At 65.1% G+C, this 26521-nt stretch carries 20 protein-coding genes; 18 read left to right on the top strand and 2 right to left on the bottom strand.

The features are described from left to right. The first annotated feature begins 151 nt into the window (after nucleotides 1-151). From ACUYV6_RS08695 to ACUYV6_RS08645, 11 genes are all read left to right on the top strand, one after another. Nucleotides 152-1162 carry an ABC transporter permease gene (locus tag ACUYV6_RS08695; protein WP_449278269.1) on the top strand — a complete coding sequence of 337 codons (1011 nt, stop codon included), beginning with the start codon at nucleotides 152-154 and terminating at the stop codon, nucleotides 1160-1162. 40 nt (nucleotides 1163-1202) lie between these two features. Then, on the top strand, nucleotides 1203-3896 hold the full coding sequence (locus tag ACUYV6_RS08690; protein ID WP_449278268.1) for an ATP-binding cassette domain-containing protein: 2694 nt from the start codon (nucleotides 1203-1205) through the stop codon (nucleotides 3894-3896). Nucleotides 3897-3944: 48 nt separating this feature from the next. Beyond that, nucleotides 3945-4493 carry a hypothetical protein gene (locus ACUYV6_RS08685; RefSeq protein ID WP_449278267.1) on the top strand — a complete coding sequence of 183 codons (549 nt, stop codon included), beginning with the start codon at nucleotides 3945-3947 and terminating at the stop codon, nucleotides 4491-4493. Nucleotides 4494-4525: 32 nt separating this feature from the next. Further along, complete coding sequence (locus ACUYV6_RS08680; RefSeq protein WP_449278266.1) at nucleotides 4526-6181, top strand: flotillin family protein; 1656 nt, start codon at nucleotides 4526-4528, stop codon at nucleotides 6179-6181. Nucleotides 6182-6186: 5 nt separating this feature from the next. Continuing rightward, nucleotides 6187-6822 (top strand): PH domain-containing protein, encoded by a 636-nt coding sequence (locus tag ACUYV6_RS08675; RefSeq protein ID WP_449278265.1) that lies wholly within the window; start codon nucleotides 6187-6189, stop codon nucleotides 6820-6822. Between the two features lie 129 nt (nucleotides 6823-6951). Continuing rightward, nucleotides 6952-7953, top strand: a complete 1002-nt coding sequence (locus ACUYV6_RS08670; protein ID WP_449278264.1) for an NUDIX hydrolase — start codon at nucleotides 6952-6954, stop codon at nucleotides 7951-7953. Next, nucleotides 7950-9290 carry a quinolinate synthase NadA gene (gene nadA / locus ACUYV6_RS08665; protein WP_449278263.1) on the top strand — a complete coding sequence of 447 codons (1341 nt, stop codon included), beginning with the start codon at nucleotides 7950-7952 and terminating at the stop codon, nucleotides 9288-9290. Before ACUYV6_RS08670 ends, nadA begins: the two co-directional genes overlap by 4 nt. 11 nt (nucleotides 9291-9301) lie before the next feature. Further along, on the top strand, nucleotides 9302-10957 hold the full coding sequence (locus tag ACUYV6_RS08660; RefSeq protein ID WP_449278262.1) for an L-aspartate oxidase: 1656 nt from the start codon (nucleotides 9302-9304) through the stop codon (nucleotides 10955-10957). Beyond that, entirely contained in the window at nucleotides 10951-11799 is an 849-nt protein-coding gene (nadC, locus tag ACUYV6_RS08655) for a carboxylating nicotinate-nucleotide diphosphorylase (RefSeq protein ID WP_449278261.1), read from the top strand. The genes ACUYV6_RS08660 and nadC overlap by 7 nt, the downstream gene beginning before the upstream one ends. Beyond that, nucleotides 11796-13010: a cysteine desulfurase family protein gene (locus tag ACUYV6_RS08650; RefSeq protein WP_449278260.1), complete on the top strand. Its 1215-nt coding sequence runs from the start codon at nucleotides 11796-11798 to the stop codon at nucleotides 13008-13010. Before nadC ends, ACUYV6_RS08650 begins: the two co-directional genes overlap by 4 nt. Before the next feature lie 71 nt (nucleotides 13011-13081). Continuing rightward, nucleotides 13082-14497 (top strand): hypothetical protein, encoded by a 1416-nt coding sequence (locus ACUYV6_RS08645; RefSeq protein ID WP_449278259.1) that lies wholly within the window; start codon nucleotides 13082-13084, stop codon nucleotides 14495-14497. Between the two features lie 82 nt (nucleotides 14498-14579). Here ACUYV6_RS08645 and ACUYV6_RS08640 read toward each other — a convergent pair whose 3' ends face one another. Next, nucleotides 14580-18722 carry a DUF7507 domain-containing protein gene (locus ACUYV6_RS08640; RefSeq protein WP_449278258.1) on the bottom strand — a complete coding sequence of 1381 codons (4143 nt, stop codon included), beginning with the start codon at nucleotides 18720-18722 and terminating at the stop codon, nucleotides 14580-14582. Between the two features lie 288 nt (nucleotides 18723-19010). On the opposite strand from ACUYV6_RS08640, the gene ACUYV6_RS08635 reads away from it, so the two are divergent. Continuing rightward, nucleotides 19011-20651 carry a sigma-70 family RNA polymerase sigma factor gene (locus ACUYV6_RS08635; protein WP_449278257.1) on the top strand — a complete coding sequence of 547 codons (1641 nt, stop codon included), beginning with the start codon at nucleotides 19011-19013 and terminating at the stop codon, nucleotides 20649-20651. A 271-nt stretch (nucleotides 20652-20922) separates the two neighbouring features. On the opposite strand, the gene ACUYV6_RS08630 is transcribed toward ACUYV6_RS08635, so the two are convergent. Further along, on the bottom strand, nucleotides 20923-21507 hold the full coding sequence (locus ACUYV6_RS08630) for a YqaJ viral recombinase family protein (RefSeq protein WP_449278256.1): 585 nt from the start codon (nucleotides 21505-21507) through the stop codon (nucleotides 20923-20925). 91 nt (nucleotides 21508-21598) lie between these two features. On the opposite strand from ACUYV6_RS08630, the gene ACUYV6_RS08625 reads away from it, so the two are divergent. From ACUYV6_RS08625 to ACUYV6_RS08600, 6 genes are all read left to right on the top strand, one after another. Beyond that, entirely contained in the window at nucleotides 21599-22306 is a 708-nt protein-coding gene (locus tag ACUYV6_RS08625) for a response regulator transcription factor (RefSeq protein WP_449278523.1), read from the top strand. 351 nt (nucleotides 22307-22657) lie between these two features. Beyond that, a complete protein-coding gene (gene rplJ / locus ACUYV6_RS08620; protein WP_449278255.1) occupies nucleotides 22658-23173 on the top strand; it encodes a 50S ribosomal protein L10 in 516 nt (171 codons plus the stop codon). A gap of 77 nt (nucleotides 23174-23250) precedes the next feature. Beyond that, the gene (rplL, locus tag ACUYV6_RS08615; RefSeq protein WP_449278254.1) at nucleotides 23251-23634 is read left to right on the top strand and encodes a 50S ribosomal protein L7/L12; all 384 of its coding nucleotides are present in this window, start codon (nucleotides 23251-23253) and stop codon (nucleotides 23632-23634) included. Nucleotides 23635-23833: 199 nt separating this feature from the next. Then, nucleotides 23834-24658 (top strand): hypothetical protein, encoded by an 825-nt coding sequence (locus tag ACUYV6_RS08610; protein WP_449278253.1) that lies wholly within the window; start codon nucleotides 23834-23836, stop codon nucleotides 24656-24658. Nucleotides 24659-24770: 112 nt separating this feature from the next. After that, nucleotides 24771-25382 (top strand): hypothetical protein, encoded by a 612-nt coding sequence (locus ACUYV6_RS08605; protein ID WP_449278252.1) that lies wholly within the window; start codon nucleotides 24771-24773, stop codon nucleotides 25380-25382. Nucleotides 25383-25567: 185 nt separating this feature from the next. Continuing rightward, complete coding sequence (locus ACUYV6_RS08600; RefSeq protein ID WP_449278251.1) at nucleotides 25568-26389, top strand: hypothetical protein; 822 nt, start codon at nucleotides 25568-25570, stop codon at nucleotides 26387-26389. Nucleotides 26390-26521: the final 132 nt, after the last annotated feature.

Below are 26521 nucleotides of genomic sequence, written 5' to 3'. Positions count from 1 at the left end.
TAGATATGCTAAAAATCGGAAATTCGGCATATCTACGTGCTGATCCCATATCTTCTGCAGGTGCAGGTGCAGGTGCAGGTGCAGGTGCAGGTGCAGGTGCAAGCACAGACACACAGAGACAGACACGGTTGCGGACACGTGAGGAGGCGACGTGCTGCAGAGGAGCGGCGTGCTGCGGCGGATCGGGCTGAGCGTTCTGCGCACGCTCGCCAGAGTGCTGCCCGCGATCGCTCGCACGCTCGCCGTCGTCGTCCCGGTCATGGTCGGGGTCGTTCTCGCCGTGTTCTTCCTCATGCGATTGGTGCCGGGGGATCCCGCCGCCATGATTCTCGGCGAGCGGGCCACACCCGAAGCCGTAGCGGAGCTGCGTAGCGAGCTCGGTCTCGACCTGCCGCTCGTCCAGCAGCTCGGCGCATTCGTGAGCGGTCTCCTCACTCACGGCGACACGGGGGCGTCGCTCGCAACCGGCACCTCGACCCGCGAGCTCATCTTCGACCGTGCGCCGGTCAGTCTCGGCATCGTCGGCCTCGCGGTGCTGTTCGCGGTGCTCATCACGGTGCCGCTCGCGCTCGCGGCCGCCCGCGGCAAGGACGGCTGGGTCGATCAGGCGGTGCGGATCCTGCCCGCTATCGGCATGGGGATGCCACTCTTCTGGATCGGCCTCCTGCTCATCATCGTGTTCGCGGTCGGACTCGGTTGGTTTCCGGTTGGGGGCGTCGGATCGGGACCCTTCGGCACGCTGCGCAGTCTGGTGCTGCCGGCCCTCGCTGTGGCGCTGGGCATGGCTCCTCCGCTCATCCGGTCGCTGCGGGCGCAGTTGCTCGAGGTGCTCTCGGCTGATTTCGTGACGACGCTGCGCGCCGCAGGCCTGCCTGAGCGCTCCATCATGCTGGGACACGTGCTGCGAGGTGCCGCCCTGCCAACGCTGAATCTGCTGAGCGTCAACGTGTCATATCTCATCGGCGGCACGCTCGTCGTCGAGAAGGTCTTCGGCATCAACGGCCTCGGTATGCTGCTGTTTCAGTCCATCAGCAACCGCGATTTTCCGGTCGTGCAGGGGGTGGCGCTGTACTGCGCGCTCATGGTCGTCATCGTGACCCTCGTCGTCGGGGCCTTGTCGGCGGCGCTCGATCCGCGGCTTCGGGCGAGGCGGCGAGCATGAGGCGAGTGTGCATGAAGATGGCGCAGATGAGGGGGCGGTCATGAGGGTCGCGCGCATGCGCGGCATGCGCATGAGACGCAGGATCAGCCCTGCGTTGCTCTGGGGCGCCGTGCTGTTCGGCACGATCCTGCTGCTCGCACTGTTCGCGCCCCTCATCGCGCCACATTCGCCGAGCGCGCAGAATCTCTCCGGTGGGCTCCAGCCACCGTCGGCTGCCCACTGGTTCGGCACGGATCAGCTGGGCCGCGATGTGCTGTCGCGCGTGCTGTTTGCGGCGCGTACCGACCTGCGCATTGCGATTGCCGCCGCGATCGCGCCCTTCGTGACGGGCGTGCTTGTGGGGCTCATCGCCGGATACTTCGGCGGCCCGGTTCGCTGGGTGGCCTCACGCGTCATCGACACGGTCATCGCGTTCCCGTTCTACGTCATCGTGATCGCGATCGTGTTTGCCGTGGGAGCCGGTGAGAGCGGCATCATCGTCGCTTTCGCACTCGTGGGTTGGGTCGGGTACGCGCGTGTCGTCGCCGCGACTGTGGCGGCGCTGTGCGACGCCGGGTGGGTGCAGGCGGCCCGCGGGGCGGGTCTGTCGCACGCCCGGGTGCTGCTGCGGCACATGCTGCCGAACGTGCTTCCACAGGCGGTCGTTCTCCTTGCGACCGAGATCGTGCTCATCATGGTCGCGATCGTCACGCTCGGATACCTCGGGCTCGGCGTGCAGCCGCCCACCCCCGACTGGGGCACCATGATCAGCGACGGGCAGCAGTTCGTCACGACCCACTGGTGGTTGAGCGCGCTGCCCGGGCTCGCGGTCGTCGTCACGGGCATCTCGTTGTCGCTTCTGGGCGATGGGGTCGGAGATGCGCTGCGGGTTGCGGGGCCCGCGAGGTCGGTGTCTCGCCCCCGCGTCGGTACCCGCCACCTCCGCTCCGGATCCCGGCACAGTCCCCGCCGCCGCTCCCGCCCCCGCGGCAATGCGTCGCAATCGGTTGCTATCCGAGCGTCGGAGCAGCAGATTGCGCCTCATTGTTCCGCGGTGGGTGAGATCCGGATCCGCAACCTCCGCATCGAGGCCCGTGACGCCGTCGTCGACGCTGCACCGCTGGTCGACGGCGTGAACTTGGACGTGCAGCCCGGCGAGGCTGTCGGCATCGTGGGTGAATCCGGATCCGGCAAGAGTCTGACACTGCGCGCCGTGCTGGGCATGCTGCCCACGGGCACCGTGGTCGCAGAAGGATCTTCTGTCGCAGTCGGTGGCTCGGCAGGCATGGTCTTTCAGGATCCGCTCACGGCGCTCGATCCGCTCACACGCGTGGGTGCGCAGCTCGTCGAGGTGATTCGCGCGACCGATGCTCGACGAGCTCGTACTGGAATGCCAGCACGGTCGGGGGCGTCAGCACAATCGGGGGCGCCAGCACAGATGGGACCGACGGCACGGACCGGCGCGAGAGCCAGGTCCGAGCGAAGCACACAGGCCCGGGCCCGGGCCCTCCTGCGGCGCGTGCATCTCGCTTCGGGTGGGGGCGAGGAGCGGCGGATCTTCCGCTCATACCCACACGAGCTCTCCGGCGGGCAGCGCCAGCGCGTGGTCATCGCGTTGGCGCTCGCCGCAGAACCGGCGGTACTGCTGTGCGATGAGCCGACGACGGCGCTCGACGTGACGGTGCAGCGGCAGGTGCTCGACTTGCTCGATGAGCTCCGCAGTGAGGATGGGTTGACACTCCTCTTCGTCAGCCACGACCTCGCAGTGGTCGCTTCCGTCTGCTCGCGGATCGCCGTGATGCGGGCCGGGAGGATCGTCGAGCAGGGGGACACGCAACTCGTACTCGGAACGCCCGACTCCGAATACACGCAACGTCTATTGGAGGCGGTTCCGCGGTTGCCCGAGCTGCCGGGCGAGGCGGTGCTGCCGGGCGAGACAGCGCTGCCAGACGAGACTGTGCCGTCGAGCAACACTGAACTGCCATCCGCATCTGTATCACCCCGACCGTTGGTGCTGCGCGTGCGGAACCTCAGCGTTCGATACGGGCCCGCAATCGGAGTCGCATCGGCCACGTTCGATCTCGCGGAGGGTGAAGCGCTCGGCATCGTCGGCGAATCGGGGTCAGGAAAGACGACGCTCGCCCGTGCGTTGATCGGGCAGCTTCCGGCGGGGGGCGAGATCCGCTTCGGGAGTCAGGATCCGGGCGAGATTCTCCTCACTCGGCGACGCACTCGAGAGCAGCGTCGACTGCTGCAGCTCGTGCCGCAGGATCCCTATTCCTCGCTCGACCCGCGGATGACTGTCGGGCAGACGATCGGGGAGGTACTGCGCGTGCACCGACTCGTTCCACGAGAGGCAGTCAAGTCTCGGATCAGCACCCTGCTGCAGACTGTGCGCCTGGATCCGGAGATCGCCCGAGCGTACCCGCATGAGCTGTCCGGGGGTCAGCGCCAGCGGGTGGCTCTCGCCCGGGCACTCGCCGTGGAACCCCGGGTGCTCGTCGCCGACGAACCGACGAGCGCCCTCGATGTATCGGTGCAGGCAGCGATCATCGACCTGCTTCGCGAGCTGCGGCGCGAACTCGGTCTGACTCTCGTACTCATCTCCCACGACCTCGCCGTCGTGCACGAGGTGTGCGATCGGGTGCTCGTAATGCGTGGCGGCGAGGTCGTCGAGCAGGGCGGACGCGAACTGTTTCGGAGGCCCCGGGAGGAGTACACGCGCGCGCTCCTCACTTCGGTTCCTCGGATCTGAGCGAGCACCGGAGGATACACTTCAAGTAGGCGACGAGAGGAGGCGCGCATGGATGCAGTGCTGGACTGGTTCGACCAGCTCCTCAGCGGAACCCTCGTGGAGGGCGGCGTCTTCCTCGCGATCGGCATCGTCGGCGGCGTCTTGTTGCTCGTCTCGCTCGTGCTTGACGGCATCTTCGACGTGCTCGACTTCGGCGACGGTCCGCTGAGTCTTACGACGATCGCGGCGTTCACTTCGATCTTCGGATTCACCGCGTTCGCCTGTACTGGCGCCGGTATGGGGGCCTCGATGGCCTCATTGCTCGGTGCGCTGGCAGGTCTCGTGGGTGGCGCCGCGGCCTGGTGGCTCTCGCGCCTGATTCGTGGCGCGGAGTCGTCAACCGCCGTGAGCGGTAACGAACTCGTCGGCTCCGAGGCGGCCGTCGTGCTCGGGATCCCGGCGGGTGGCCTGGGAGAGGTTGCCCTGATCCGCCATGGAGAGCGCGTGTCGCTCTCCGCGACCAGTGACACGGCGTTGCCTCGTGGCAGCAAGGTGCGCATCGAGAGCATTATCACTGCGACGTCGGTGAGTGTCGTGCCGCTCGTCGACGTAGACTGACCATTCCGCACCGAATAGAAACGGAGCACCATATGTTGTTCGCCGGCTCGGCGATCGTCGGCATCTTCGGAGCCGTCATCGCGCTCGTGCTGATCGCGCTCGTCATTATCAAGCGATACCGCATCGCGAAGCCCGATGAGGCCATCATCGTCACCGGCGGCAAGGGCAAGGAGGTCGAGGGCCCCGAGGGACAGAAGACTCGCGACCTCTCCGGTCAGAAGGTCGTGACCGGTGGTGGTGTGTTCGTACTGCCGTTCGTGCAGAAGTCGTTCACGATCTCGCTGCGTTCGCGTCGCCTCTCGATCACGACCGAGGCGCAGACGACCGATGGCATCACGATGCAGGCCCAGGCGGTCGCGGTCGTCAAGGTCGGGGGCAGCCAGGAGATGATCCGGGCCGCCGCCCAGCGATTCCTCTCGAACTCTGATGAGATCGACGAGTCGACGCAGGAGGTGCTCTCGGGTTCGCTGCGTTCGATCATCGGTGGCCTCACGGTGCTGCAGATCATTCGGGATCGCGCCGTCGTCGCACAGAGCGTGCTCGAAGCCGCGGAGGAAGCCCTGACGAAACAGGGACTCGTGGTCGATACGCTGCAGATCCAGGAGATCCGTGACGGCGCCGACTACATCGCGAACATCGGACGCCCTGAGGCCGCCAAAGTGCGTCAGGCCGCAGACATCGCCGAGACCAACGCGTACCAGGCATCGCAGGAGGCCAAGATCTCGGCCGAGCAGCACCTGCTCGACCGCAACCGCGAACTGAAGCTGCGCCAGGCCGCCGTGCAGGCGGAGACCGACAAGGCGAGCGCGCAGGCGTCCGCGGCCGAGCCGCTCGAGCAGGCGATCCAGCAGCAGGCCATCGTCGAGCAGCAGGAGCTCACCGCGCAACGTCAGGTGGCACTGAAGAAGGAGCAGCTGAACGCCGATGTGCGCGCCGTCGCCGAGGCGGAGGCGTACCGAGTCGAGCAGCTCGCCAAGGCAGACGCCGCGGCCGCAGTCTCCGCAGCTGAAGGACGCGCGAAGGCGACAGAGCGAGAGGGTCTGGCGAGCCGTGCTGCACGTATCGCGGCATCCGAGGCGCTCGCGGCCGAGGGCGAGGCCGAGGCGCAGGCGCTGCGTGCGAAGGGTACTGCCGAAGCCGACGCGATCGATGCTCGCGCGCGTGCACTCGAGGTGCAGTCCCAGGCGGTCCTCGCGCAGGAGCTCATCCAGCTGCTGCCGAGTATCGCGGGCGAGTACGCGAACGCGATCAGCGCGATCGACACGATGACGGTCGTCTCGGCCGACGGCACGTCGAAGGTTGCCGGCGACGCGATGGGCAACATCAAGGGACTGCTCGACATGGCGCGCGACACTGTCGGCATCGACCTTGTCGGCATGCTCAACGGCGCGGTCGCGGGCAGTGCCGCGGGTTCCGCCGCAGGGCGGGCCTCGCGTGGCGAGCGGGCAGAGCGCGTGGCGAGCGGGGAGCGCACCGACGGTGCCGAGCCTTCCGACCGTGCCGAAGCTTCAGAATCTTCCGAGCGCTCCAACCAGTCGGAGACGTTCGGTGCACGGGCCGCGGAGATCCGGGATCGTGCTGAGGAGCTCCGTGCTCAGGGCGAAGACGTTGTGGGTCGGGTAGTCGGTCGCTCGAACGAGAGCTCGTCGTCCGCTGAGTCGGACACCGGCGAGCAGTCGAACGCATAGTCTCCATGGCACGCCGTCCACGTCAAGACGAGAGGCTCCAGAACGACGCACTTGAGGAGCTCGATGCGCCTGTGCGCCCGGAGGTCGTCGTCCTGCGCCTCCGCAGGCACGGTCGCAGGCTCGTGCTGCCGGTGCTTGCTCTCTTCGCGATCGCGATAGCTTCGGGAATCTGGCTGGGATCGTTCGCGCAGAGCTGGCAGAACGTGCTCGCGGCGGTGGGAGCTGGGCTTGCGCTGCTGCTGCTCGTCGCGTTCCCGCTGCTGTTCTGGTCGACGGAGCGTGTGTCGGTGACGACGCGACGGGTGGTGCTGCGGCGCGGCGTGTTCGTCCGGTACCGTTCGGAAGTGCCGCTCAGTCGGGTGCGCGAAGTTCGTGCGCGGCGCGGCATCGTGCAGCGCATGCTCGGCTCGGGCGATATCGAAATAATGGTGGGATCCGACGCGATTCTCGTCCCCGATGTGCCGGGCGTCGAAGTCGTGGTCGACGCACTGCAGGCCCTCATCGAGCGCAACTACACCGAGAGTCTCCAGTATTCGGCCGGCGCAACCGGGCGCTTCTCGGGCGACGGTGCGGCGGGTACTGTGCAACCCGGCTCTGGGGGCTCAGGATCGAGCACGACGAGCTTCTTCTCCCAGTTCTGATGCCCGGGGGCAGTTGACCCCTGGGTATGGCGAGCACTCGCCAGATCCGCGCTCCAGTTCACGTCGGGTATCATGGTGCCTGTACTTATAGTCACAATGACTATAAGTTGATTCCCGGGAGCGAGACGCATGATCTTCGAGCGGCTGAGCGTGAGCGAGCGACGCACGCTGCCGCCGGCGATCGCCGTCTCCACAGTCGCCTTCGCCCTTCGACCGCCCGCGGACGCGCATGTCGGGCATGCGCTTCACGGCACTGCTCCGTTCGAGCAGGAGCCCGGGACCACGCTGTGGATTCCCCTCGTGCGGCGCACCCGGCCCCCGTTCGAGGGTCGCTGGGCGCTCCCGGGAGGTCCGACCGAGTGGCACGAGACGCTCTCGGACACGGCGCTCCGCACGGTGCACGACGCGGTACTGAGAGAACCCGGCTACCTCGAGCAGCTCTACGCGTTCGGCGCGGTCGAGCGCTCAGCAGAGGCGCAACGACTCGTGACGATCGCCTATTGGGCGCTCTACGGCGAGCGGGAACTGGATCAGGAGGCATCGTCGCCGCAGATGTCGGCGGAGGCGGCCGCGACAGCACCTGCTCGGTGGGACGAGGCCGCACCGCCGGCCGCTGCACTGCTGATTGCAGCACCGCCGGCTACTGCACCGCGCACCGGGTTGGCGAAGACCCGTGCCCGTCTCGAAGCCCAGGAACGGCGAGACTCCGAGGCCGGGCAGGTCGCAGGCGACACGAGGGGAACAGGTACTGCCGGAGACGCACAAGCCTCGTCTCACCATGATCCGAATGTCGCCTGGTTCTCAGCGGATCGTCTCCCCGAACTCGCCTTCGACCATGCCGAGATCATCGCCTACGCGCTGTGGCGCCTACGAGTGAAGACGGAGTACGCCTCGGTGGCGCACCGATTCCTCGGGTCGACCTTCACGCTCGCGCAACTGCGACAAGTGCACGAGGCGATCCTCGGCACACCCGTCGATCCCGCGAACTTCCGCCGGCAGATGCTCGCGAGCGGCACGCTCGTCGACACCGGCGAACTACTGACCGGTACACCCCACCGACCTGCGAAGCTTTACCGATTTGCCGAGGAGCCCGACAACTCATCCCTGTCGAGCTTGAGGAGGACATCATGACCAGCGTTCAACAGCTCATCCGTGCCGCGGCCGAGCAGGAGGAGACCCGTACGGCCCCGAGGCGCACGGAGACCTCATCGCATCGCCGCCCGATCGCGTTGCGTGCGACGGGCAAGACCGTCAGCGCGTGCGGATCCGCGCTTGCGACCGATCCGTGGCGCATCGACCGATCGCCCGGATACGGCCCCGGTGCGTCGGTAGACGATGTGATTCCGGGCGACGCCCCCAGGCAGGGCCCTCTCCCTGATCGTTACACTCGGGCGAGCGATGCGCAGCTGCACGAGTGGATAGCGCGCGCGAAGGCGGAGCTCGGTGAGCGCGTGCGGATCCTCGGCCATTTCTATCAACGTGATGAGATCGTGCAGTACGCGGACTTCGTGGGCGACTCCTTCATGCTCGCGCAGGCGGCGAAGCAGCATCCCGAAGCGGAGGCCTTCGTGTTCTGCGGAGTGCACTTCATGGCTGAGACCGCGGATATTCTCTCGGGATCGGAGCAGGCGGTGATCCTGCCGAACCTTGCTGCCGGGTGCTCAATGGCCGACATGGCGACGATCGACCAGGTGGAAGACTGCTGGCGCGAACTCACCGCTGCGCTCGGGGACGAGAGTACGTCTGAGGGGCTGCAATCGGTAGTTCCAGTCACGTATATGAACTCGTCGGCCGCGATCAAGGCGTTCTGCGGACGCAACGGCGGAATCGTCTGCACCTCGTCGAATGCGCGTACGGTGCTCGAGTGGGCGTTCGCACGAGGGCAGCGGGTGCTCTTCTTCCCGGATCAGCACCTCGGTCGCAATACGGCCAAGGCGATGGGGATCTCTGAAAGCGAGATGCCGCTGTGGCGCCCGCACCTCGCGAACGGCGGGAGCACCGCCGAGCAGCTGCGCGACTCCCGGGTGATCCTGTGGAACGGGTTCTGCTCCGTGCACAAGCGCTTCACGGTCGAGCAGATCGAGCGAGCCCGCGCCGAGTACCCGGGCGTGCGGGTGATCGTGCACCCGGAGTGCCCTGCCGCCGTGGTCGAAGCCGCTGACGGGTCGGGATCGACCGAGTACATCCGCAAGCAGATCGCGGCCGCATCGCCCGGAGATGTGATCGCGGTCGGCACTGAGATCAACATGGTGAACCGGCTTCAGCAGCAGCATCCCGAACTGACGATCTTCTGCCTGGACCCCGTGGTCTGCCCGTGCTCGACCATGTACCGGATCCATCCCGCGTACCTGGCCTGGACGCTCGAATCGCTCGTGAACGGCGAAACCCCGAACCGCATCATCGTCGATGAGAGCGTCGCGACAGACTCGCGCATCGCGCTCGAGCGCATGCTGGCCGCACGACCATGAGTTCTTCCGCGATGACTGCAACGCACTCGGGGGTCGTTGTCGTCGGCGCGGGGGTCGCCGGTATCTCGAGCGCGCTCGCTGCGGCGGATGCCGGCGGCGACGTGCTGCTCGTGGTTCCGGGACCCGACCCGCTGCTGCATGCCGCAGAACGTCTGGACGGGGCGCAGTCTCTGCGCAGCGGAGGGAACACGCGGCTCGCGCAGGGCGGCATCGCGGCCGCGCTCGCCGAGGGAGATCGCCCCGCCCATCACGCAGCCGACACGATTGCTGCGGGCGCCGGTCTCGTCGATCCTGCCGTCGCCGCCTTGCTGGCCGATGAGGGACGCCGCGAGGTGCGTCGTCTCCTGGCGGCCGGCCTGCCGGTGGATCGCGACCCGGACGGCCGACCACTGCTCGGTCTCGAAGGCGCGCACGGGATCGCTCGGATCGTGCACCTCGGTGGCGACCGCAGCGGGGCGCTGCTGCACGACTTTCTGCTCACCCAGCTGGCTGAGGAGGTGCGGCGGGGGAGGGTCCGAGTGCTCTCCGAGAGGATCGCCGAGCGCCTGGTAGTGCGAGACGGCGAGGTCCGAGGAGTCGTCGTGCGCCCGGATCGGGCGGGCGTGGTCGACGCGGCCGGCGCCGACGAGGGGCAAGCGGCCGAGGCCGGTTCCGCCGAGATCCGCGCCGACGCCGTGATCCTCGCTACCGGAGGATACGCCGGAGTCTTCCCGCGCAGCACGAACGCGGCGGGCGCGACAGGCGACGGCGTGCTGCTCGCCGGCCGAGCCGGGGCCCTGCTCGCAGATCTCGAGTTCGTTCAGTTCCATCCGACGGTGCTGCACGGCACCGGTGTGCTCGTATCGGAGGCGGTACGCGGCGCAGGCGCCGTGCTGCGCGACGGTTCGGGACGGAGATTCATGCTCGGCGCGCATCCCGCTGCAGAGCTCGCGCCGCGCGATGTCGTGTCGCGCGAGATACAGCGCGTGCTCGAGGAGCGCGGTGAGGACACAGTCTGGCTCGACGCGACGGGGTTGAATAGCTCCGGTCTTCGTAGTTCCGGTCTCAGCGCACGGTTCCCCGGCATCACAGCCGCGCTCTCCGCGCGCGGATACGACTGGGAGCGGGAGCCGATCCCGGTCTCTCCGGCCGCCCACTACAGCATGGGCGGCATCGTCACCGATACGCGCGGGAGAACCAGCGTGCCGGGGCTCTTCGCCGCCGGCGAGGTCGCGAGCACGGGAGTGCACGGTGCGAATCGGCTCGCCTCGAACTCGCTGCTCGAAGGGCTCGTGTTCGGTTCTCGGGCGGGGCGCGCGGCGGTGACACGCGAAGACTGGCCCGAAGCCCGCCCATTCCCCGAACACCTCGAGGTCTGGGGAGATGCTCCCGGAAGCGGAAGCGGAAGCGGAAGCGGAAGCACACCCGGTCAGCCGAACGGGGAGCTGCGCACCCTCATCGCCGCGGCCGCCGAGGCGCGCACCGAATCCCGCGGCGCGCACCAGCGCCTCGACTACCCCGAGACGGATCCCGCCCAGGCGGTGCGGCGCTCCATGCGTCTGCTCTCGGTACCAGCCGTGCCAGCCGTGACAGCTGCGTCAGCAGTACAGGCCGGCGTCGCCGCACTGCACGAGCCCGGCCAGGCCGCAATGACGATCCCCACAGTGAAAGAGGCGCAGACGTGCTGACGAAACAGACCATCACCACCGCTGTACGGAGGGCCCTTGCAGAAGACGCGCCCTGGGGCGACTTGACGGCAGAGCTCGCCGTTCCCGCGAAGACCATCTTCTCGACCGCTGTCGTGGCACGTGAGCCCGGTGTCTTCGCGGGAGGGGCGGTACTCACGGAGTGCTTCGCACAGGCGGATGGCCGCATCGAAGTGACCGAACTCGCAGACGAGGGCACGCGCTTCGACACGGGAACGGTGCTCGCCCGGGTGACGGGCCCCGCGCGCGGCGTGCTCACCGGAGAGCGCATCGCGCTCAACTTCGTGCAGCGCATGAGCGGGATCGCGACCCTCACCGCGCAGTATGTCGAGGCGGTTGCCGGGACGGGGGCGAAGATCGCCGACACACGCAAGACGACTCCGGGTCTGCGCGCGTTCGAGAAGCATGCCGTCGCAGTCGGCGGAGGATCGAACCACCGCTTCGGCCTCTCCGACGCGATCATGATCAAAGACAATCACCTGGCCGCGCTCGGGGCAGTCGATGCCGAGAGCACGACGGCAGTGCTCTCGGAGCTTCGCGACCGTGCCGGCCATACGACGTCGATCATCGTTGAGGTTGATCGGCTCGAGCAGCTCGAACCGGTGCTGGCCGCCGGGGTCACGGGTGTGCTGCTCGACAACTTCTCGATCGAAGACCTGCACGCCGGTGTACAGCTTGTCGACGGTCGGGCTGTCACCGAGGCGAGCGGCAACGTGAATCTCGAGACGGTCGGGGCGATCGCAGGTACCGGGGTCGAGGTCATCTCGGTGGGGAGGATCACGCACGGCGTGCGCGCACTCGATCTCGGTCTGGATGCAGCATGAGCGCGCGGCCGGTGCCCACGGACGGCTACCTTGATGCGGCAGCGACGGCGCCGCTGCGCCCGGAGGCGCTCGCGGCGATGCGGGACGTTCTCGAGACCGAATCGGCGAATCCGTCAAGCGTGCACTCCCCGGGGCACCGGGCGGCTGGGCTGGTCGACGGGGCGCGTCGACGCCTGGCAGAGGCCTTCGGCGTGCGACCGGGAGAGGTCGTGTTCACCTCGGGGGGAACGGAAGCCAACAACCTCGCAGTGATCGGACTCGCCCTCGCGAATCCGCGCGGCAGGCATCTGGTCACCACGGGGATCGAGCATCCCTCAGTCACCGAGAGCTGTCGCTTTCTCGAGCGCGTCCACGGGTACGAAGTGGCTGTCGTTCCAGTCGATGCGCACGGGCGAGTTGATCCTGAGCGGCTGTCGGCGGCGGTCCGATCGGACACCACTTTGGTCAGTATCGGGCTCGCGAACGGCGAGGTCGGTACGGTGCAGGATCTCCCGGCGCTGGCCGCCGCTGCGAAGGCTCGGGGAGCCGCGGTGGTGCACTCGGATGCCGTCCAAGCCGCAGCTGCGCTGCCGATCTCGCTGGGCAACGGAGCGTGGCCCGGGGAAGACGTCGATGCGTTGACGGTGGCGTCGCATAAGTTCGGCGGCCCACAGGGGGTCGGCGCCTTGCTCGTGCGCGGGCGGCTGCCGATCGAACCGCTGCTGCACGGCGGGGGGCAGGAGGGCGGGCGGAGATCCGGAACCGAGAATGTGGCCGGCATCGTCGGGTTCGCCGCAGCGGTTGACGCGGCCTATGAAGTCGTGGGCAGTCGGGCACTCGACATCATGCGCTGTCGCGATGACCTCGTCACCCGCATGCTCGAAGAGGTGCCCGGCACACGTCTCACCGGTCATCCCTCCGAGCGGCTGCCCGGGCACGCCTCGTTCGTCGTGGAAGGAATCAGCGGGGAGTCTCTGCTGGTCGCGCTCGATACTGCCGGAATCGCGGTGTCGTCAGGATCCGCCTGCGCCGCAGGCAAGGACGAACCGTCGCCCGCCCTGCTCGCGATCGGTTTGGACCCCGATCTCGCGCGCACAGCGATCCGTTTCACGCTGCCCGGGCCTCTTTCCGACGCGATCATCGATCGCATCATCGAAACGCTCGTGGCCGAGACCCGCGCTGCCGGCAAGAACATGCTCAAGCCGACAGTTCTCGACGTCGCGGAGGTCTAGAAGTGGCAGAGGTCTAGAGGCCTCCGTCAACTACCTGTTCCACGGCATACAGCACTTCGTATGATGTGGATATGACGTACTTGAACGATGACTCACGCCGTATCGCGGTCGGCGCTCTCGCACTGATCATGATTTCTACGATCGTGGCGTGGCTGCTCTTCGTCGCAGGCCAGTACGCCGAGATCGTCACCGGTGTCGACGAGCTCTTCGGCGATGTCGGATCCATCGAGCGGATGACGTGGAGTCACTATCTCACCGTCGGGGCGATCACGCTGCTCGGAGGCGGAGCACTCTTCGCCAAGAGGCGACTCGCGCAGATCAAGGCGGGAGATACTTCGCGCAGCAGGCTCGTCGATGCCGTCTCGCAGCTCGCGAGCGTCACCCTGATCATCGCGGCATCGCTCGCTACGTGGGCAGTTTTCGTCATGTTCATGAGCGGGTTCTTCATGAACGAGTCGGCCCCTGAAGCGTCGGTGCGCATCGTCAATCTGTACCTGCCGATTGTGTTGTACACCGTGCTCGTCGTGGGGCTGATCCTCGCCGGCTTCGTATTCCTGCCGGCGTCCGTGGTGGCGGAGTCCGATGCCCACGAGTCAGTCCATTCAATGGGTGCCGCGCCGGTCACCTCAGCGCCGGACAGCACGGCGTCGCAGCGAACTACGGCTTTCGCATATGCGACGCCGATCATCGCCGCCGCGATCGCGCTCGTGCTGGGTCTCATCGTCTACGACCTGACCCGAACCGCGCTGCAGGTCTGGATCTGGGTCGTCGTGCTGGTCATCATTGGCGCGGGCGTGCTCGTTGGCGCGCTACTTGCCCGTTCCGCATGCCCAAGCGACGGAATCGGGCTGCCTGCTTCGTCGGTGGCGCGGGGAGCCAAGAACCTGAACTTCGTCCTGTCGATCGTGTTCGCGGTCGTTGTGACCGGCATGTCGCTCGGGTACGGCATGTCGGCCGTTTACGGACTGAACATTGCACCCAGCCTCATGATCTCGGTGTACGGCGATGAGTATGCGGGCGAAGTACCTGACGGGGATGCGGAGAGCGACACTGCCGACGGAAGCGTGGAGATGCAGCACCCGGAGGTGTCGGTGTGGGGGTCGGACCTCAAGCGTGGATCCGAGGGCGTACTCATGCTGGAGCCGGAAGGTGCGACGGTCTCTTCGGCTACGGTGGATCGCGATGCGTGGTTGAGCTTCGAGGAAGCGCTGCCCGGTGACCTTGCTGCCGGGGAGTACACGCTCATCGCTCGTGCGACTGCGACCGACGGTGCTCACCTCGAAGCGGAGCTCCCGTTCACTGCGACGGAGAGTGGGAAGACGGTCTTCCCCGAAGGCAGCGAGGCCGGCTTCGAATCTGGGACAAGTCGTTTGTTGCCGGTCACTGCACGCTGGATCTTCGGCGACCTGGTCCCGGCGGGTGTGCTGCTCGTGCTCGGGATCACGCTTACCTCGACGACGATGATCGTACGTAATCGCGACGAGTGACCGCACCGACGGGGCGGAGTCCGGCACCGACGCAGCAGGGTCCGGCGCATTTCGCGCCGGACCCTGCTGCGTTCCTACTCGTCTATGCCCGACGGTGTCGTGTCAGCCACACCGCAGCACCGGCCAGAATGAGCAGCGCGCCCATCAGTAGCAGGGGGAGCACTGAGGTGCCCGTCAGCGAAAGACCACCCGGGGCGGCCGCGGGCGACCCGTGGTACCACGACTCGTCATCCGCGGTGACGCCCAGGCCGCTCGGGGTGTGCGCCGTCACGACCGCGACGTTGTGATAGTCGCCTGCAGTCGCGACGCCTGTGGCCCGGTACTCGACTGATTCTCCAGGGGCGAGCACGCCATCGAACCCAGCAGGTGCTGCGATGGAGCCTTCTTGATCGTCCACGAGCACGACATCGGTGAGCGTGGTATTGCCCGTGTTCGTGATCTCATACGTCCAGACCACCTCGTCACCGACCGTGAGTTCGGCTCCGGGTGCGCTGTCGTACTCGACGCCGTTGGTCTTCTTGACCAGGCTGATCGAAGAGACTGGCGTATACGTCACCGTGGCGTCGTCTTCATTGCTCGGGACGGGGTCGCCGCCCGGGGTCGTCCCTTGCGATGTCGCAGTATTGTGCACGAATCCGGCGTCCACGTCCGCCTGTGTCAAGGTGTATCCGGCGGTGGCCGTTACGCTCTCGTTCGGGGCGAGAACGAAATCAGCTGCGGGCCAGTCGCCCCAGACAATATCGTGGAGGCCCTCGAGGTCATCGAAGATCTCGATCTCATCGAGTGTGACGTTGCCGGTATTGGTGAGGGTGAAGTTCCACTGCACCTCACCGCCCGCAATCGCTTCTCCGACGAGTTCACCGTCCTTCTCCAAGAGCAGCGAGCCTCCCTCCGGCAACGTCACCGTTGCATCGGCAGGATCTTCCACCAGAGTACTGTTCGGATCCAAGCCGGTGACGGTCGCGGTGTTGTGCACGTACCCGCGGTCGAGGTCAGCCTGAACCAACTGGTACCGGGCGGTTGCCGGCGCGCTCTCATCGGCGGCGAGTACGCCCGCCTCGCCCGGCCAATCGACCTCGAGGTCGACCACGCCGTCGAGGTGGTCGGTGAGTTCGACTGCCGTCAGCGGGTTCTGGCCGGTGTTCGTGATGACGAACTCCCAGTTCACCCATTCACCGGCACGCGCCTCTCCTGCAAGGTGACCACTCTTCACGAGGTCGATGTCTGAGACGCGGGTGACGTAGCCGAAATCGACATCGGTGCGATCCGTGGCCTTGCCGAGCTCGATCACGCCTGAATCGCTGTTCAGGTCCCCGTCGAGATCGTACGTATTCGCCACCACGTGATTCGCAGGGAACCCGAGCGTCGACGCATCGACGGCCGTCCGGTACTCACCGGAATGCAACTGGTCGAACACATACGTTCCGTCCAGTTCCGTGTCGACGGTGGCGATCACGTTGTCCGCTGCATCGATGAGGTTCACTGCCACCGACCCGAGACGAGTCTCGTCGTCGTCAAGCACTCCGTCTCCATTGACGTCGTGCCAGACGACGCCGCTGATCGAAGACGCTACGACATTGACCTCGGCGGGATTGCTCAGGCCGAGCTGCCCACTGTGCCCGAGCCAACCATTCGTGTTGTTCACGTAGCGGTCTCCGGCTTTTTGACCCTGAACGTCCATGGTCACCAGGAGCCCGCCGATACCGGGTGCTCCGCTTTCAAAGTCGTGCACGACGACCCGCAGAGCGGTGACGTCGCTGAGGGTGCTGAGGTCAACACCGTCAGCATCGATCCAGTTGATGGATGCGTCGTTCGCCTCGGCGGCATACACCGTCGCGGCGGGATCGAGCGTGTACTGGAGAGAACCATACCCATCGGCCGCGGGGTTCCCGGTCCCATCAGTGACCATTGCGGAGGCGAGCTTCGCAGTTCCTGAGAAGTCGGTGCCGCGCCCGTCGCCGTTGTACGGCAACACATCGACGAAGTAGCTCTCGCCCTGACTCGAGGTCTGGAAGTTGAACCATCGGGTTTCCCAGGAGACCTGCGGATCTTCTACTTCGATCTCTTCTTCGCCCATGACCACCTTCTCCTCGGTGATCACCTCTGCCTGGTACACCGTGGTGGTCCAGGAATCCGACCGCTCTGCGACAGTCTGCGTGGCGCTACGTGCGTCGATAACTGCGGTGTTCACGAGGCGGGCGTCGGCAGGTGCGAGCACCGAGGTCGTGACCGTGTAGTCGATCTCAGGAAGGACTGTGCCTGTCGTAACGACCCCGTCATAGGTGAATGTGAGCGTCAGACCTGACTCAGCGCTGCCGCTGCGAGTTACCTGCCAGGGCGGATCCACGTCGTCGGTGTCGACTGCGACGAGCCCAGCTGGAAGTGTGTCCACGATTTGGAGGTCTCGTACCTCTACGTCTTCGATCGCACCCAGTGCGCGATCGACCGCGGGCTTCAGGGAGTACTGCACATCGGAGCCGCTGACGATCGAGGTGCGATCAGCAGTCTTGTCGACCGACAGGGCGAACTGGCCCACGTTCACGAACTGGGTGACGGCGGCGGTTCGCGAAGCGCCGTCCACATCGGTGAAGGACCAACGTGCGTGGTCTTGAGCGCTCGATCCACTCGGGGCCACGATCGTGAACGGGAGCGCGACGACGAAGTAGGACGAGCCGGGTGCACCGCCGGATGCCCATTCGCCGGCGGTGTAGGCGATGCGAACTCCGGAAACGTTCGTAACGCCGCCGGCTGCGGCAATCGAGTTCACCCACGTGTTGCTCGCCGGGTTGTCCCTGTCGGTTCCCGAGGTGTACTGGACCGTGTAGTCGCTTGAGTCGAGCGAGTTGGCGGAGCCGTTAGCGCCAACGAAGAAGTCTGCGCCATCGACGATCTGCTGTTCGGTTGCGTCCCAGAAGTCGTAAGCGACGAGGTCCCTGGCTCCGGTGACCGTGTTGAGCGAAGCGTCGATTCCGGCGCGCAACTGGGTGCGAGCGGCGATGGTGCTCCCCACGGAGACCTCCTTACCGCTGACGACGGTATAGGGTTGTCCGCTTCGAGCAGGATCGCCGGAGATCGAGAAGTCGCTTTCCTGATCATTGAAGAGGTAGACGCCTTTGCCACGGCTGATCGCACCGGGCCCGCTCGGGGGCTTCACCACGGTACCCTCGGCGGTGTTGCCGCTCGGTACTTCTTCGACGGGATCACCGTTGACGTCTCTCCAGTCGGAGGGCGCCACCGTGTTGACGAGCCTCACCGCGCCCAAGGAATCGACCGGAACCGCCGAGTCGGGCACCCAGAAGCGGATCACAGCAGACGCGCTCGGGATACGGGAGAACGCGTCGAATGTCAGAGTGAGTTCCTGCCCGGTCTGATCGATTCCTACCGAAGCACCGGCTTCGGAGATGCTTGCGACCTCGGCCACGAACTCGATGTTCTCGAACCCTTCCGGAGCATGGATTGTGTAGCTGTCGTCGATGACGACCGGTTGGGCAACCTCCGTGTTGCGGGCGCCGACAGCCGTTCGAGCGTCGCTGATGCCGACAGTGAAATCGATGTACCGTGCCGGAACAGCTCCTGAACCGAAGTCGAACTCGGAGAGAACGTTGTTGGCGCCGCGAACCTTGGTCATGTTCGCCATCGGTGTGTTGCGCACTTCGATCGGGTCGGTGGATCCTGTTTCGACGGTGTCGTCCACTGCGGCCGTGACCACGGGTTCGTACACACTGCCGTTCGGCACGTCGCTCGAGGGAATCGCTTTGAGGGTGCCGAAGCCGACGACGCTCGGATTACCCGAACCATTGCCGATGCTCACCGTCGCGGTCAGCGTCCGACCATCCTCGGAGACCACGTAGGTGGCCTGGTAGGCGCTGCTCGAACTGTCGAGCGAGCCTAGCGAAGTCGAGTCCCAGGTCCAGCCTTCAGGGAGTGTCTGAGTGAATACCCCGTCGGTGAGATCAGTGGCGTTCAGATCCCAGCGGAACCCCACGACGTCATTGCTGGCAACGATGCCGTTGTTTGCGTCGTCATCGACGCTGTTCGGCACTTGAGCGCCGTCGTAGATGGTGGTGATGTCTATGCTGTTCACCGTGCCGGCAGCAGCTTGCGCAGCTGACGTCAGCGTCACCGCACCTGTAAGCGCGAGCGCGAAGCCGAGTAGTCCCGCGACTACTCGGCGCAACAGCGGGCCGCGATTCGTCCCTCTGTTTCGATTCGCCTGAAATTCCATTGGTTCCTCCCCTGGTGAACTACGCGTCATGTTGACGAGCGCAGGGGCCCGACCTCTGCGATGGGGTTGGGGGAATCTACGCAGAGGCCGGGCACACACATAACACGCGGGAACCAGGAGATCGTGACGCGAGTTTGCAAATAATTCCTCAAGTACTCCCATCGCATGTGCAAATCTCGGCCCCAGTGCGCATACTGGGGATGGGGAAATCGGTAGAAGCCCGTGAAGGGCTCGTACGTAGAAGCGGCAGTTTGGGGTTGCAGAGCCGCTCTGTGAAGGGCGGCAGCCGTGAATAAAATCGGGATTCCTCGTTCTGGATGGGGTAAGCACACAGACAGTGAGCTGCTTGCTGCCAGCAGGGACGGCGACTCGCTCGCGTTCGCCGAACTCTGGAATCGCCACCATCGAGCAGGTCTCGCCGCCGCTCATGGGATGGCGCCGCACCTGGAAGCACAGGACCTCGTCGCGGAATCGTTTCTGAAGATATTCGCGCTGATTGCAGATGGGCGAGGTCCAAGCGGCGCTTTCCGCCCCTACTTATACCGGGTGATCCGGTCCCTCTCGTCTGACTGGAGCACACAGCAGGAATCTCCGAGCGATGGGCTCGATTCTGTTCCGGATCTCAACGTCGTGGGTCCTTGGGAGGACCAAGTATTTGATCGGAATGCAGCCGCGGAAGCATACGCTTCTCTCGAAGAGCGCTGGCGAACGGTGCTCTGGTACACGGAGGTCGAGGGAATGCCACCGCGCGAAGTGTCGCGCATCATGGGGATCTCTGCCAATAGTGTGTCCGCCTTGGCTGCGCGTGCCCGTACCGCGCTTCGTTCGGCGTGGGTCGAGGCGCATGTCAACCGGGAGCTGGCGGCAGCAGAATGCGCCGAGACGATCCGGGACCTGCAGCGGTATCAACGCGGAAAGCTGCCCGCCGCCGCGAGTCGCGCGGTGGCGGCCCACTTGGACGGGTGCGAGTCTTGCCGGAGAGCCGCGGGAGAACTCAGCACCCTGAACAGGCAACTCGCGCTCGTGATCGCCGGATTGGTCGTGGGAGTCGGGTCGGCCGGCTCCCTGCTCTCGGGGCTCGGAACGGCGGCGCCGGCTGCCGCAGCGGCGTTCTCGCCTGCGTTGTCCAGTGCCGGAGTGCCTGCGGGCGGCGGTACCGCAGGTACTGCAAGTACTGCGGGCACCGCGGGTTCCGCAAGCACAGCCGCAGGAAGTGCCGCAGCGGCTACCGGGACGCTGACAGCGGCTCCGACGTTCATGGCAGTTGCGGCGGCCACAGTGCTCGCCGTGGTCGTCAGTGCATCGGCCGTCGTACTTCCAGAACTATTTGACCCGGACACATCGCGGACGACCCCGGCCGAGGCAGACCAGGGCGCACCGGAAGTTACTCACAGCGCTCAGAACAGCGGCGAAGATGCGGACAAGGTTCACACTGATGACTCCGGAGATCTCGAGGACCAGGGAAATTCTGAAGACCTCGGTGATTCAGGCGCACCCGGGGATTACCCGGTGTCGGTGGACGAGACACCGCGCTGGGAGGCACTCTCTCAGGAAGCCCAGGGGCGGGGCAGCGGAACCAAAGCAGGGTCAGCAGCGGTGCCAGCGCCGAAGCCAGAACCACAGCCGGATACGCATCCAAATCCAGAGCCAGAGCCAGAGCAGGAACCTGAGCCTGAGCCTGAGCCTGAGCCTGAGCCTGAGCCAGATTCAGAATCCGAGACCTCTGATGGCTACGTGGCGGAGTACAGTTGCGTCGCTCTCGACGACCGCGTCGTTTGGGTCAGACTGTTGAACCCGCCTCCGGGTTTTCAGAGGCTACAAGTGCACGCCGCAAGCGGCGCTTCGTTGAGTCAGATCGATATACTCGACGCAAACGACGAAGTCATTCATACGTTCGCCGTTGACCCGCTCCTCTGCGACGCTTCCTAAGCGGGCTTAAGGGTCCTGCGCCTCTGAGACGTGCCGTCATATTGCAGCGTAGCCGCGGAACTCGTGGCTGCTGATCGGGTCCATATCCGGCGCGTTCGCTGATCGGGCCGGCAGAGTTTACCCCTCCCTGGGAGGAGTTGGTCGCACGCTCGGCAATCTACAACGTCACGCCGGTGACTCTTGTTGAGGACGCTCCAAAGACACCGCGGGCCTGCAGAGCCGGAATCAGCACAGGTGCTTCGAGCAAGCGCTTCGACCGAGCGGAACGACCCTAGCTGGTGCGCTCGATCAATGTGTCGATCAGTTTGCCGGCGAGGTCTACGAGCCGCGCGATCTCATTCTCATCGCGGTCGATCCACCGAAATTCGGGCTCTCCGACAGGGACGAATTCCTCGTGGCGCTCCCAGACCATGAGCGTGCGTTCGGCGCCAAGCACATACTGCTGCCACCAGATCTGACGCAGATAGTGGCGGGGGATCGAACGCCATTCCTTGTTGGTGGTCTTGATCTCCGCCAGTTCAAGATGACCAGCTTCTCGCTGCACGATCCCGTCTGGGGTGGCGAGGTGGCGGATGTCGGTTTGTGCGTGGAAGAGCGCCTGGCTGGGTGCGATGCCGTGCTCTTGCTGCACCCATGAGGCGATCTCCGGTTCCCGAGCCTTGCCGTGCTCGGTGTAAGCGTTGCCTGTGAATCGGCTGCCGTGCAACTTCTCGCGAGCCGCAGCTTCGATGGATCGTGGCGTTGAAAGCTTGGCGACATCGGTGGCAGTGATGCCGCGGGACCGCGCACGAAGCCACGCGAAGCGGTCGGTGCCGTCGGTGACGATGCGTTCGAGGTGGGAGGTGCGCAGAGCCATCGCTGCCTATTCTCCCACCTCGTCGGTGTAATCTCTGCGATATGAGTACGGCGTGCGGCATCTGGGACGGTGCGGCTTGAGTGACGAGGTCATGCAGCGACTCGATGGTGGAAGCGTTCGGGCTCTCGTCGTCGACGACGAAGAATCGATTCTGCAGCTCCTCTCGATGGCGTTGCGCTACGAAGGCTGGGACGTCGCCACGGCTGACACCGGTGCCGCGGCACTCGAGCAGCTTGAGAGCTTTGATCCGGATGTCGTGGTGCTCGACATCATGCTGCCCGACTTCGATGGGCTGCAGGTGCTTTCACGGCTCCGCAGCGCGGGTTCGAATGTCCCGGTGTTGTTCCTGACCGCGCGAGACTCCGTCGATGACCGTGTTGGAGGGCTCACCGCGGGTGGAGATGATTACGTCGTCAAGCCGTTCAGCCTTGAGGAATTGAATGCTCGGCTGCGTGCGTTGCTGCGGCGTTCACAGCGCGAGTTGGCACAGCATCCGGATCCTGTCATCCGTGTCGGCGACCTGACGTTGAATGAAGAAAGCTATGAAGTCGAACGTGGGGGAGAGCCGATCCCGCTCACCAGCACTGAGTTTGAACTTCTGCGCTTCCTCATGAGAAATCAGCGGAGGGTTGTTTCGAAGGCGCAGATTCTCGATCGGGTCTGGAGTTACGCTTTCACCGGCAAGACTACGGTCGTCGAGCTCTACATTTCTTACTTGCGCAAGAAGATCGATGAGGATCGCCCACCTATGATTCACACGGTCCGTGGCGCGGGCTACATGCTCAAGCCGGAGGGTTGAGCGTAGTCCGCGGTGCCGCTACAGCGGCAGCCCACGGAGCGGAGCGAGGGGCGGCGGGCTACATGCTCAAGCCGGAGGGTTGAGCGTAGTCCGCGGTGCTGTGTTAGTATTCTCGATGGCCCAAGACCGCAGGTAAGACTCGCAAGAGTCTCGGAACGCCAGCTTCGCTCGCGAGAGTGAATCTGGGACCAGCGCAGGTACGAATTCCCGGTGTAATGGATTGCGATTCGGAACACTGATGAAGCTCCGTGCGTGCGCGCCGGAGCTTTTCTCGTTTCCCATGAGAAGAGAGCGGAAGACGTGGCCCCCGGATGACGTCCGTCACCCGGGTACGACAAGCTAGGGAGCGCCATGGCTACGAAGGAAGCTACGGTCGCCGATCTTCAGAAGCAGTTTGAAGAGTCGAGCGCCGTTCTGCTGACCGAGTACCGCGGTCTCACGGTTGCCGAGCTGCAGACTCTGCGTCGCAGCATCCGTGAGCACGCGTCATATGCTGTGGCGAAGAACACGCTGACCAAGATTGCGGCAAACAACGCCGGAATCGATGCCTTCAACGATGAGCTGACCGGTCCTTCGGCGCTCGCATTCGTGAAGGCCGACGGCGACGCTGTCGCCGTCGCAAAGGCTCTGCGCGACTTCGCCAAGGCAAACCCTCTTTTGGTGGTGAAGGCTGGCTACTTCGATGGCAAGCCCTTGACCGCCGCTGAGGTAGGCAAGCTTGCCGATCTCGAGAGCCGCGAGGTGCTGCTGGCCAAGGCCGCCGGCGCCATGCAGGCTGCCCTGGTCGGTGCGGCCCAGCTCTTCAACGCACTGCCCGCCAAGGTCGCTCGCGGTCTCGGCGCGCTGCAGGAGAAGCAGGACGCCTAGAACTCGCTCGAGTTCGGTACACATCAAGACCCGCTCTTCATGCGCTCGCGTGAGGGCAAACATCAAGGAGAAACACAATGGCTAAACTTTCGACCGAGGAGCTGCTCGAGCAGTTCAAGGAGCTCACCCTCATCGAGCTCTCGGAGTTCGTGAAGGCATTCGAGGAGACCTTCGACGTCTCCGCTGCTGCCCCCGTCGCGGTTGCTGCTGCTCCCGCTGCCGGTGGCGAGGCTGCCGCTGCTGAGGAGAAGGACGAGTTCGACGTCGTTCTCGAGGGCGCTGGCGACAAGAAGATCCAGGTCATCAAGGTCGTGCGTGAGCTGACCGGCCTGGGCCTGGGCGAGGCGAAGGCTCTCGTCGAGGAGGCTCCGAAGAACGTGCTCGAGGGCGCGAGCAAGGAGGACGCTGAGGCAGCCAAGGCGAAGCTCGAGGAAGCGGGCGCGCCCGTCAAGCTCGTCTAAGCAGCTTTCGCATTTCGCGAGAATCAGGCGGGATCACCTTCGGGTGGTCCCGCCTGTTGCGTTTCTCAGAAACTTTCTGAGCTGCAGTTGTCGTTTGCTGTGAATTCCCCTAGTGTTGAATAGTCTGCGCTTCACCTGTAGTGATGGGTCAAGGGCAGTTATCGGGGGCTGCTCAGGCCCGCATTACATGAGGGGGATCATGACCATCACTGCTATGGGCTCCAAGAAGTTCAGCGCACTCAAGCTCGGCCTCGCCACCGCGGCCGCGGCTGCTTTGGCATTCGGCAGCATGACGCCGGCCTATGCGGCCGACTATCAGCTCGGGCCGGACGACGTCGCCGGCTTCGAAATCGGAGGCAACGGCTCCGAAGACGGCTTCAACTACGACCAGTGGCACGTCGGTAACGTGGACACTCCAGGGACCGAGACTTCTGCGAGCCTCCTGTTCAACGAGTGCTCGGTGACGACGCTCGCCCCGGTGGAGCGCACCGTGACCCAGGTGCTCAAGGGCTTCCCGGTTGATGGCCGCCCTGACACCCTCGAAGAGGCTTCAGCGTTGATCGATTCGCTCTCGGTCGAGGTCGTGGATGGAAGCGTCACGCTGCAGCTGCCCGTCTTCTTGTATGAGGAGGATGAGAACGGTCGGGAGACCCGGACCTTCACAACGGTGCGCAACGTTGATGGGTTCGGTGCAGGCACGGGGACATGGAGCGATGACACCCCTCTCCTCGATAGCACCGGTCTCGGCGGCGGTAACAAGACACTGCTGATCGAGTTCTTGGGAGAGCTCGATAGGTTCGAGATCCTCGGAGTCGGCTTCACCGGTGCTACTGGTACCGAGGTCGAGTCGCTGAGCTTCGGCGGAGACACCTTCACCTTCGGTACCGGAGATTGCCTGCCGGAGGAGGAGATCGACGAGACCCCCGGTGACGACAACCCTGAGGAAGATCCGGAGCTTTCTGACGGAAACACGGACGCGCCTATTGGGCCTCGCAAGCCCGCCCGCGTCGAGACAGGACTCTGAAGGTACTGATTCATCACGCCTGAGTTCGAGGCTCTGCATTCTGTAGAGTGTGACGGCGGTCGCGGTGTTCCGCGGCCGCCGTTCTCGCGTGCGAAGGAGAAGGGTGCTCGCAATGGATGAGATGCCGAACGACGAGGAGATCCCGGGTGAGGGGACCCGGAAGAAGCGCTGGCCATGGATCGCAGGCGCGGGCTTCGGTGCGCTCATCATCGTCGGACTGATCGTCGCTGCGGTCATGGGCCTTTTCTCGCCGGCGAGCGACGAGGCGGCACCGTCGCCGACCCCGACCGAGGTCACCCCCGAGACCACTCCCACGCCGACCCCGACGCCCGAGCCCGAGGTCGACATCGCGTCGACCGAGTTCATGCCCTACTCGGAGGTCTGGAACCCGCCGGACCAGGGCGAGAGCTTCTGGCAGGTCGTGGACGAGGCCAACGGTTACCCGGAAGACGGCGGAACCGACTACGTGCTTGCTCATGCATGCGACGACCCCGAGCGTGAATGCGCCGGGGATCAATTGCGCACCCTTGAGAAGGACGATGAGTTCACATATCGCGGCGAGAGCTACCTCGTGGATCAGAAAATGGAGATCGACAAGTCCGCGATCGGTGACCAAGACATCTGGTACCACGAGGCAGGAATGCTCGTCGTGATCACCTGCATCATCGAGGAGAACGGCGACTCGTTCGAGAACGACATTGTCGTCGCCCGCCTGGCGAAGTAGCGACCGGCATGTGTTGAGCTCCTCGACACTCGTGGAATTTAGCCGATTCATTTGAATTCGCCTCAGCTGTGTGTTTGCCTAGAAAGGCTGCGACGCGTCTTCGAGCCTGCCTTGTTCCGCTTCGCCGCCAGATTCGATAGGCACAAGCGCGCTGCGGAAACCCGCTGCGCGAGGGGAGAAAATTAATGCTCACGAAGACCCGCGGGAAGGCCGCACTGGCCGGGCTGCTCACGCTCGGCCTCGCATTCACGGCCGCGCCGGCCTACGCTGCACTCGGCGATGCGCCGAGTCTGGAGATCGACAACGACACGTTCAAGGCCGGCAGCTGGGGCGAAGGGATCACGTTCACCGTCGACAACGTGCCCGAGGAAGTCGACACCGTCACGATCAGCGTCGGTTCGATGGGGCAGAACGGTGGCGGGCTCGTCGAGAGCGCCGAGATTACCGATGACGACGGAGACGGTGTCTTCGAAGGTCACCTTGCGCTCGAAGAGACGACTCCGGTTGCACCCGACGCAGACGGATACCCGGTTTATTCCGCCGGAGCAAGCTATGCCTACGATGACGAGGCGGGCGAGACACAGTACGTGTTCGCGGAGTCCATCGACCTTACGATCCTCGAGGGTCTTGCGGTTACCGGTCCAGAGGAGGCGACCGTAGCGCAGCTCGCCGAGGGCGTCGATCTGCAGTTCCGCGGTTTCCAGCCCGATGAGAAGCTGACTGGAGACATCGAGGTCCTCGATCCCGATTCCGGCGAGTGGTCACCCGTCGGCGACTTCGCCGCCACTGTAGGCGGCAACGGCAATGGCGAGGGCACCCTCTGGATCACCGGAGCGACCCCCGGCGACCAGTTCCGGGTCAGCGCCTCCGGCGAAGAAGGCACCGTCCACCACTACATTCGCGCAATCGAGGGTGACGACGATGGGGACGACAACACCGACGATCAGGATAACGGCGGCGAGCAGGAGCAGCCGAAGAAGCCCGAGCGGGTCGAGACGGGCCGTTAAACAGGCCTGACGTCCGAAGTGACGGCCCCGGATCCCGTGAGGGATCCGGGGCTGTTTTCGTTCCGGGTGCGGTGAGGGGCATGCTCACCGGCTTCACAGACGCAGCTTCGAGAACCATTACAGCTGAGAGAC

The organism is Leucobacter sp. GX24907, assembly GCF_053567335.1.
This window is presented reverse-complemented; position numbering and strand designations above follow the sequence as displayed.

Bases quoted from the DNA above. Each gene is read 5' to 3' on its own strand.
- ACUYV6_RS08690 (WP_449278268.1), top strand. From the start codon at position 1,203: ATGAGGGTCGCGCGCATGCGCGGCATGCGCATGAGACGCAGGATCAGC.
- ACUYV6_RS08685 (WP_449278267.1), top strand. From the start codon at position 3,945: ATGGATGCAGTGCTGGACTGGTTCGACCAGCTCCTCAGCGGAACCCTC.
- ACUYV6_RS08680 (WP_449278266.1), top strand. From the start codon at position 4,526: ATGTTGTTCGCCGGCTCGGCGATCGTCGGCATCTTCGGAGCCGTCATC.
- ACUYV6_RS08675 (WP_449278265.1), top strand. From the start codon at position 6,187: ATGGCACGCCGTCCACGTCAAGACGAGAGGCTCCAGAACGACGCACTT.
- ACUYV6_RS08670 (WP_449278264.1), top strand. From the start codon at position 6,952: ATGATCTTCGAGCGGCTGAGCGTGAGCGAGCGACGCACGCTGCCGCCG.
- nadA (WP_449278263.1), top strand. From the start codon at position 7,950: ATGACCAGCGTTCAACAGCTCATCCGTGCCGCGGCCGAGCAGGAGGAG.
- ACUYV6_RS08660 (WP_449278262.1), top strand. From the start codon at position 9,302: ATGACTGCAACGCACTCGGGGGTCGTTGTCGTCGGCGCGGGGGTCGCC.
- ACUYV6_RS08650 (WP_449278260.1), top strand. From the start codon at position 11,796: ATGAGCGCGCGGCCGGTGCCCACGGACGGCTACCTTGATGCGGCAGCG.
- ACUYV6_RS08645 (WP_449278259.1), top strand. From the start codon at position 13,082: ATGACGTACTTGAACGATGACTCACGCCGTATCGCGGTCGGCGCTCTC.
- ACUYV6_RS08640 (WP_449278258.1), bottom strand. From the start codon at position 18,722: ATGGAATTTCAGGCGAATCGAAACAGAGGGACGAATCGCGGCCCGCTG.
- ACUYV6_RS08630 (WP_449278256.1), bottom strand. From the start codon at position 21,507: ATGGCTCTGCGCACCTCCCACCTCGAACGCATCGTCACCGACGGCACC.
- ACUYV6_RS08625 (WP_449278523.1), top strand. From the start codon at position 21,599: ATGCAGCGACTCGATGGTGGAAGCGTTCGGGCTCTCGTCGTCGACGAC.
- rplJ (WP_449278255.1), top strand. From the start codon at position 22,658: ATGGCTACGAAGGAAGCTACGGTCGCCGATCTTCAGAAGCAGTTTGAA.
- rplL (WP_449278254.1), top strand. From the start codon at position 23,251: ATGGCTAAACTTTCGACCGAGGAGCTGCTCGAGCAGTTCAAGGAGCTC.
- ACUYV6_RS08610 (WP_449278253.1), top strand. From the start codon at position 23,834: ATGACCATCACTGCTATGGGCTCCAAGAAGTTCAGCGCACTCAAGCTC.
- ACUYV6_RS08605 (WP_449278252.1), top strand. From the start codon at position 24,771: ATGGATGAGATGCCGAACGACGAGGAGATCCCGGGTGAGGGGACCCGG.
- ACUYV6_RS08600 (WP_449278251.1), top strand. From the start codon at position 25,568: ATGCTCACGAAGACCCGCGGGAAGGCCGCACTGGCCGGGCTGCTCACG.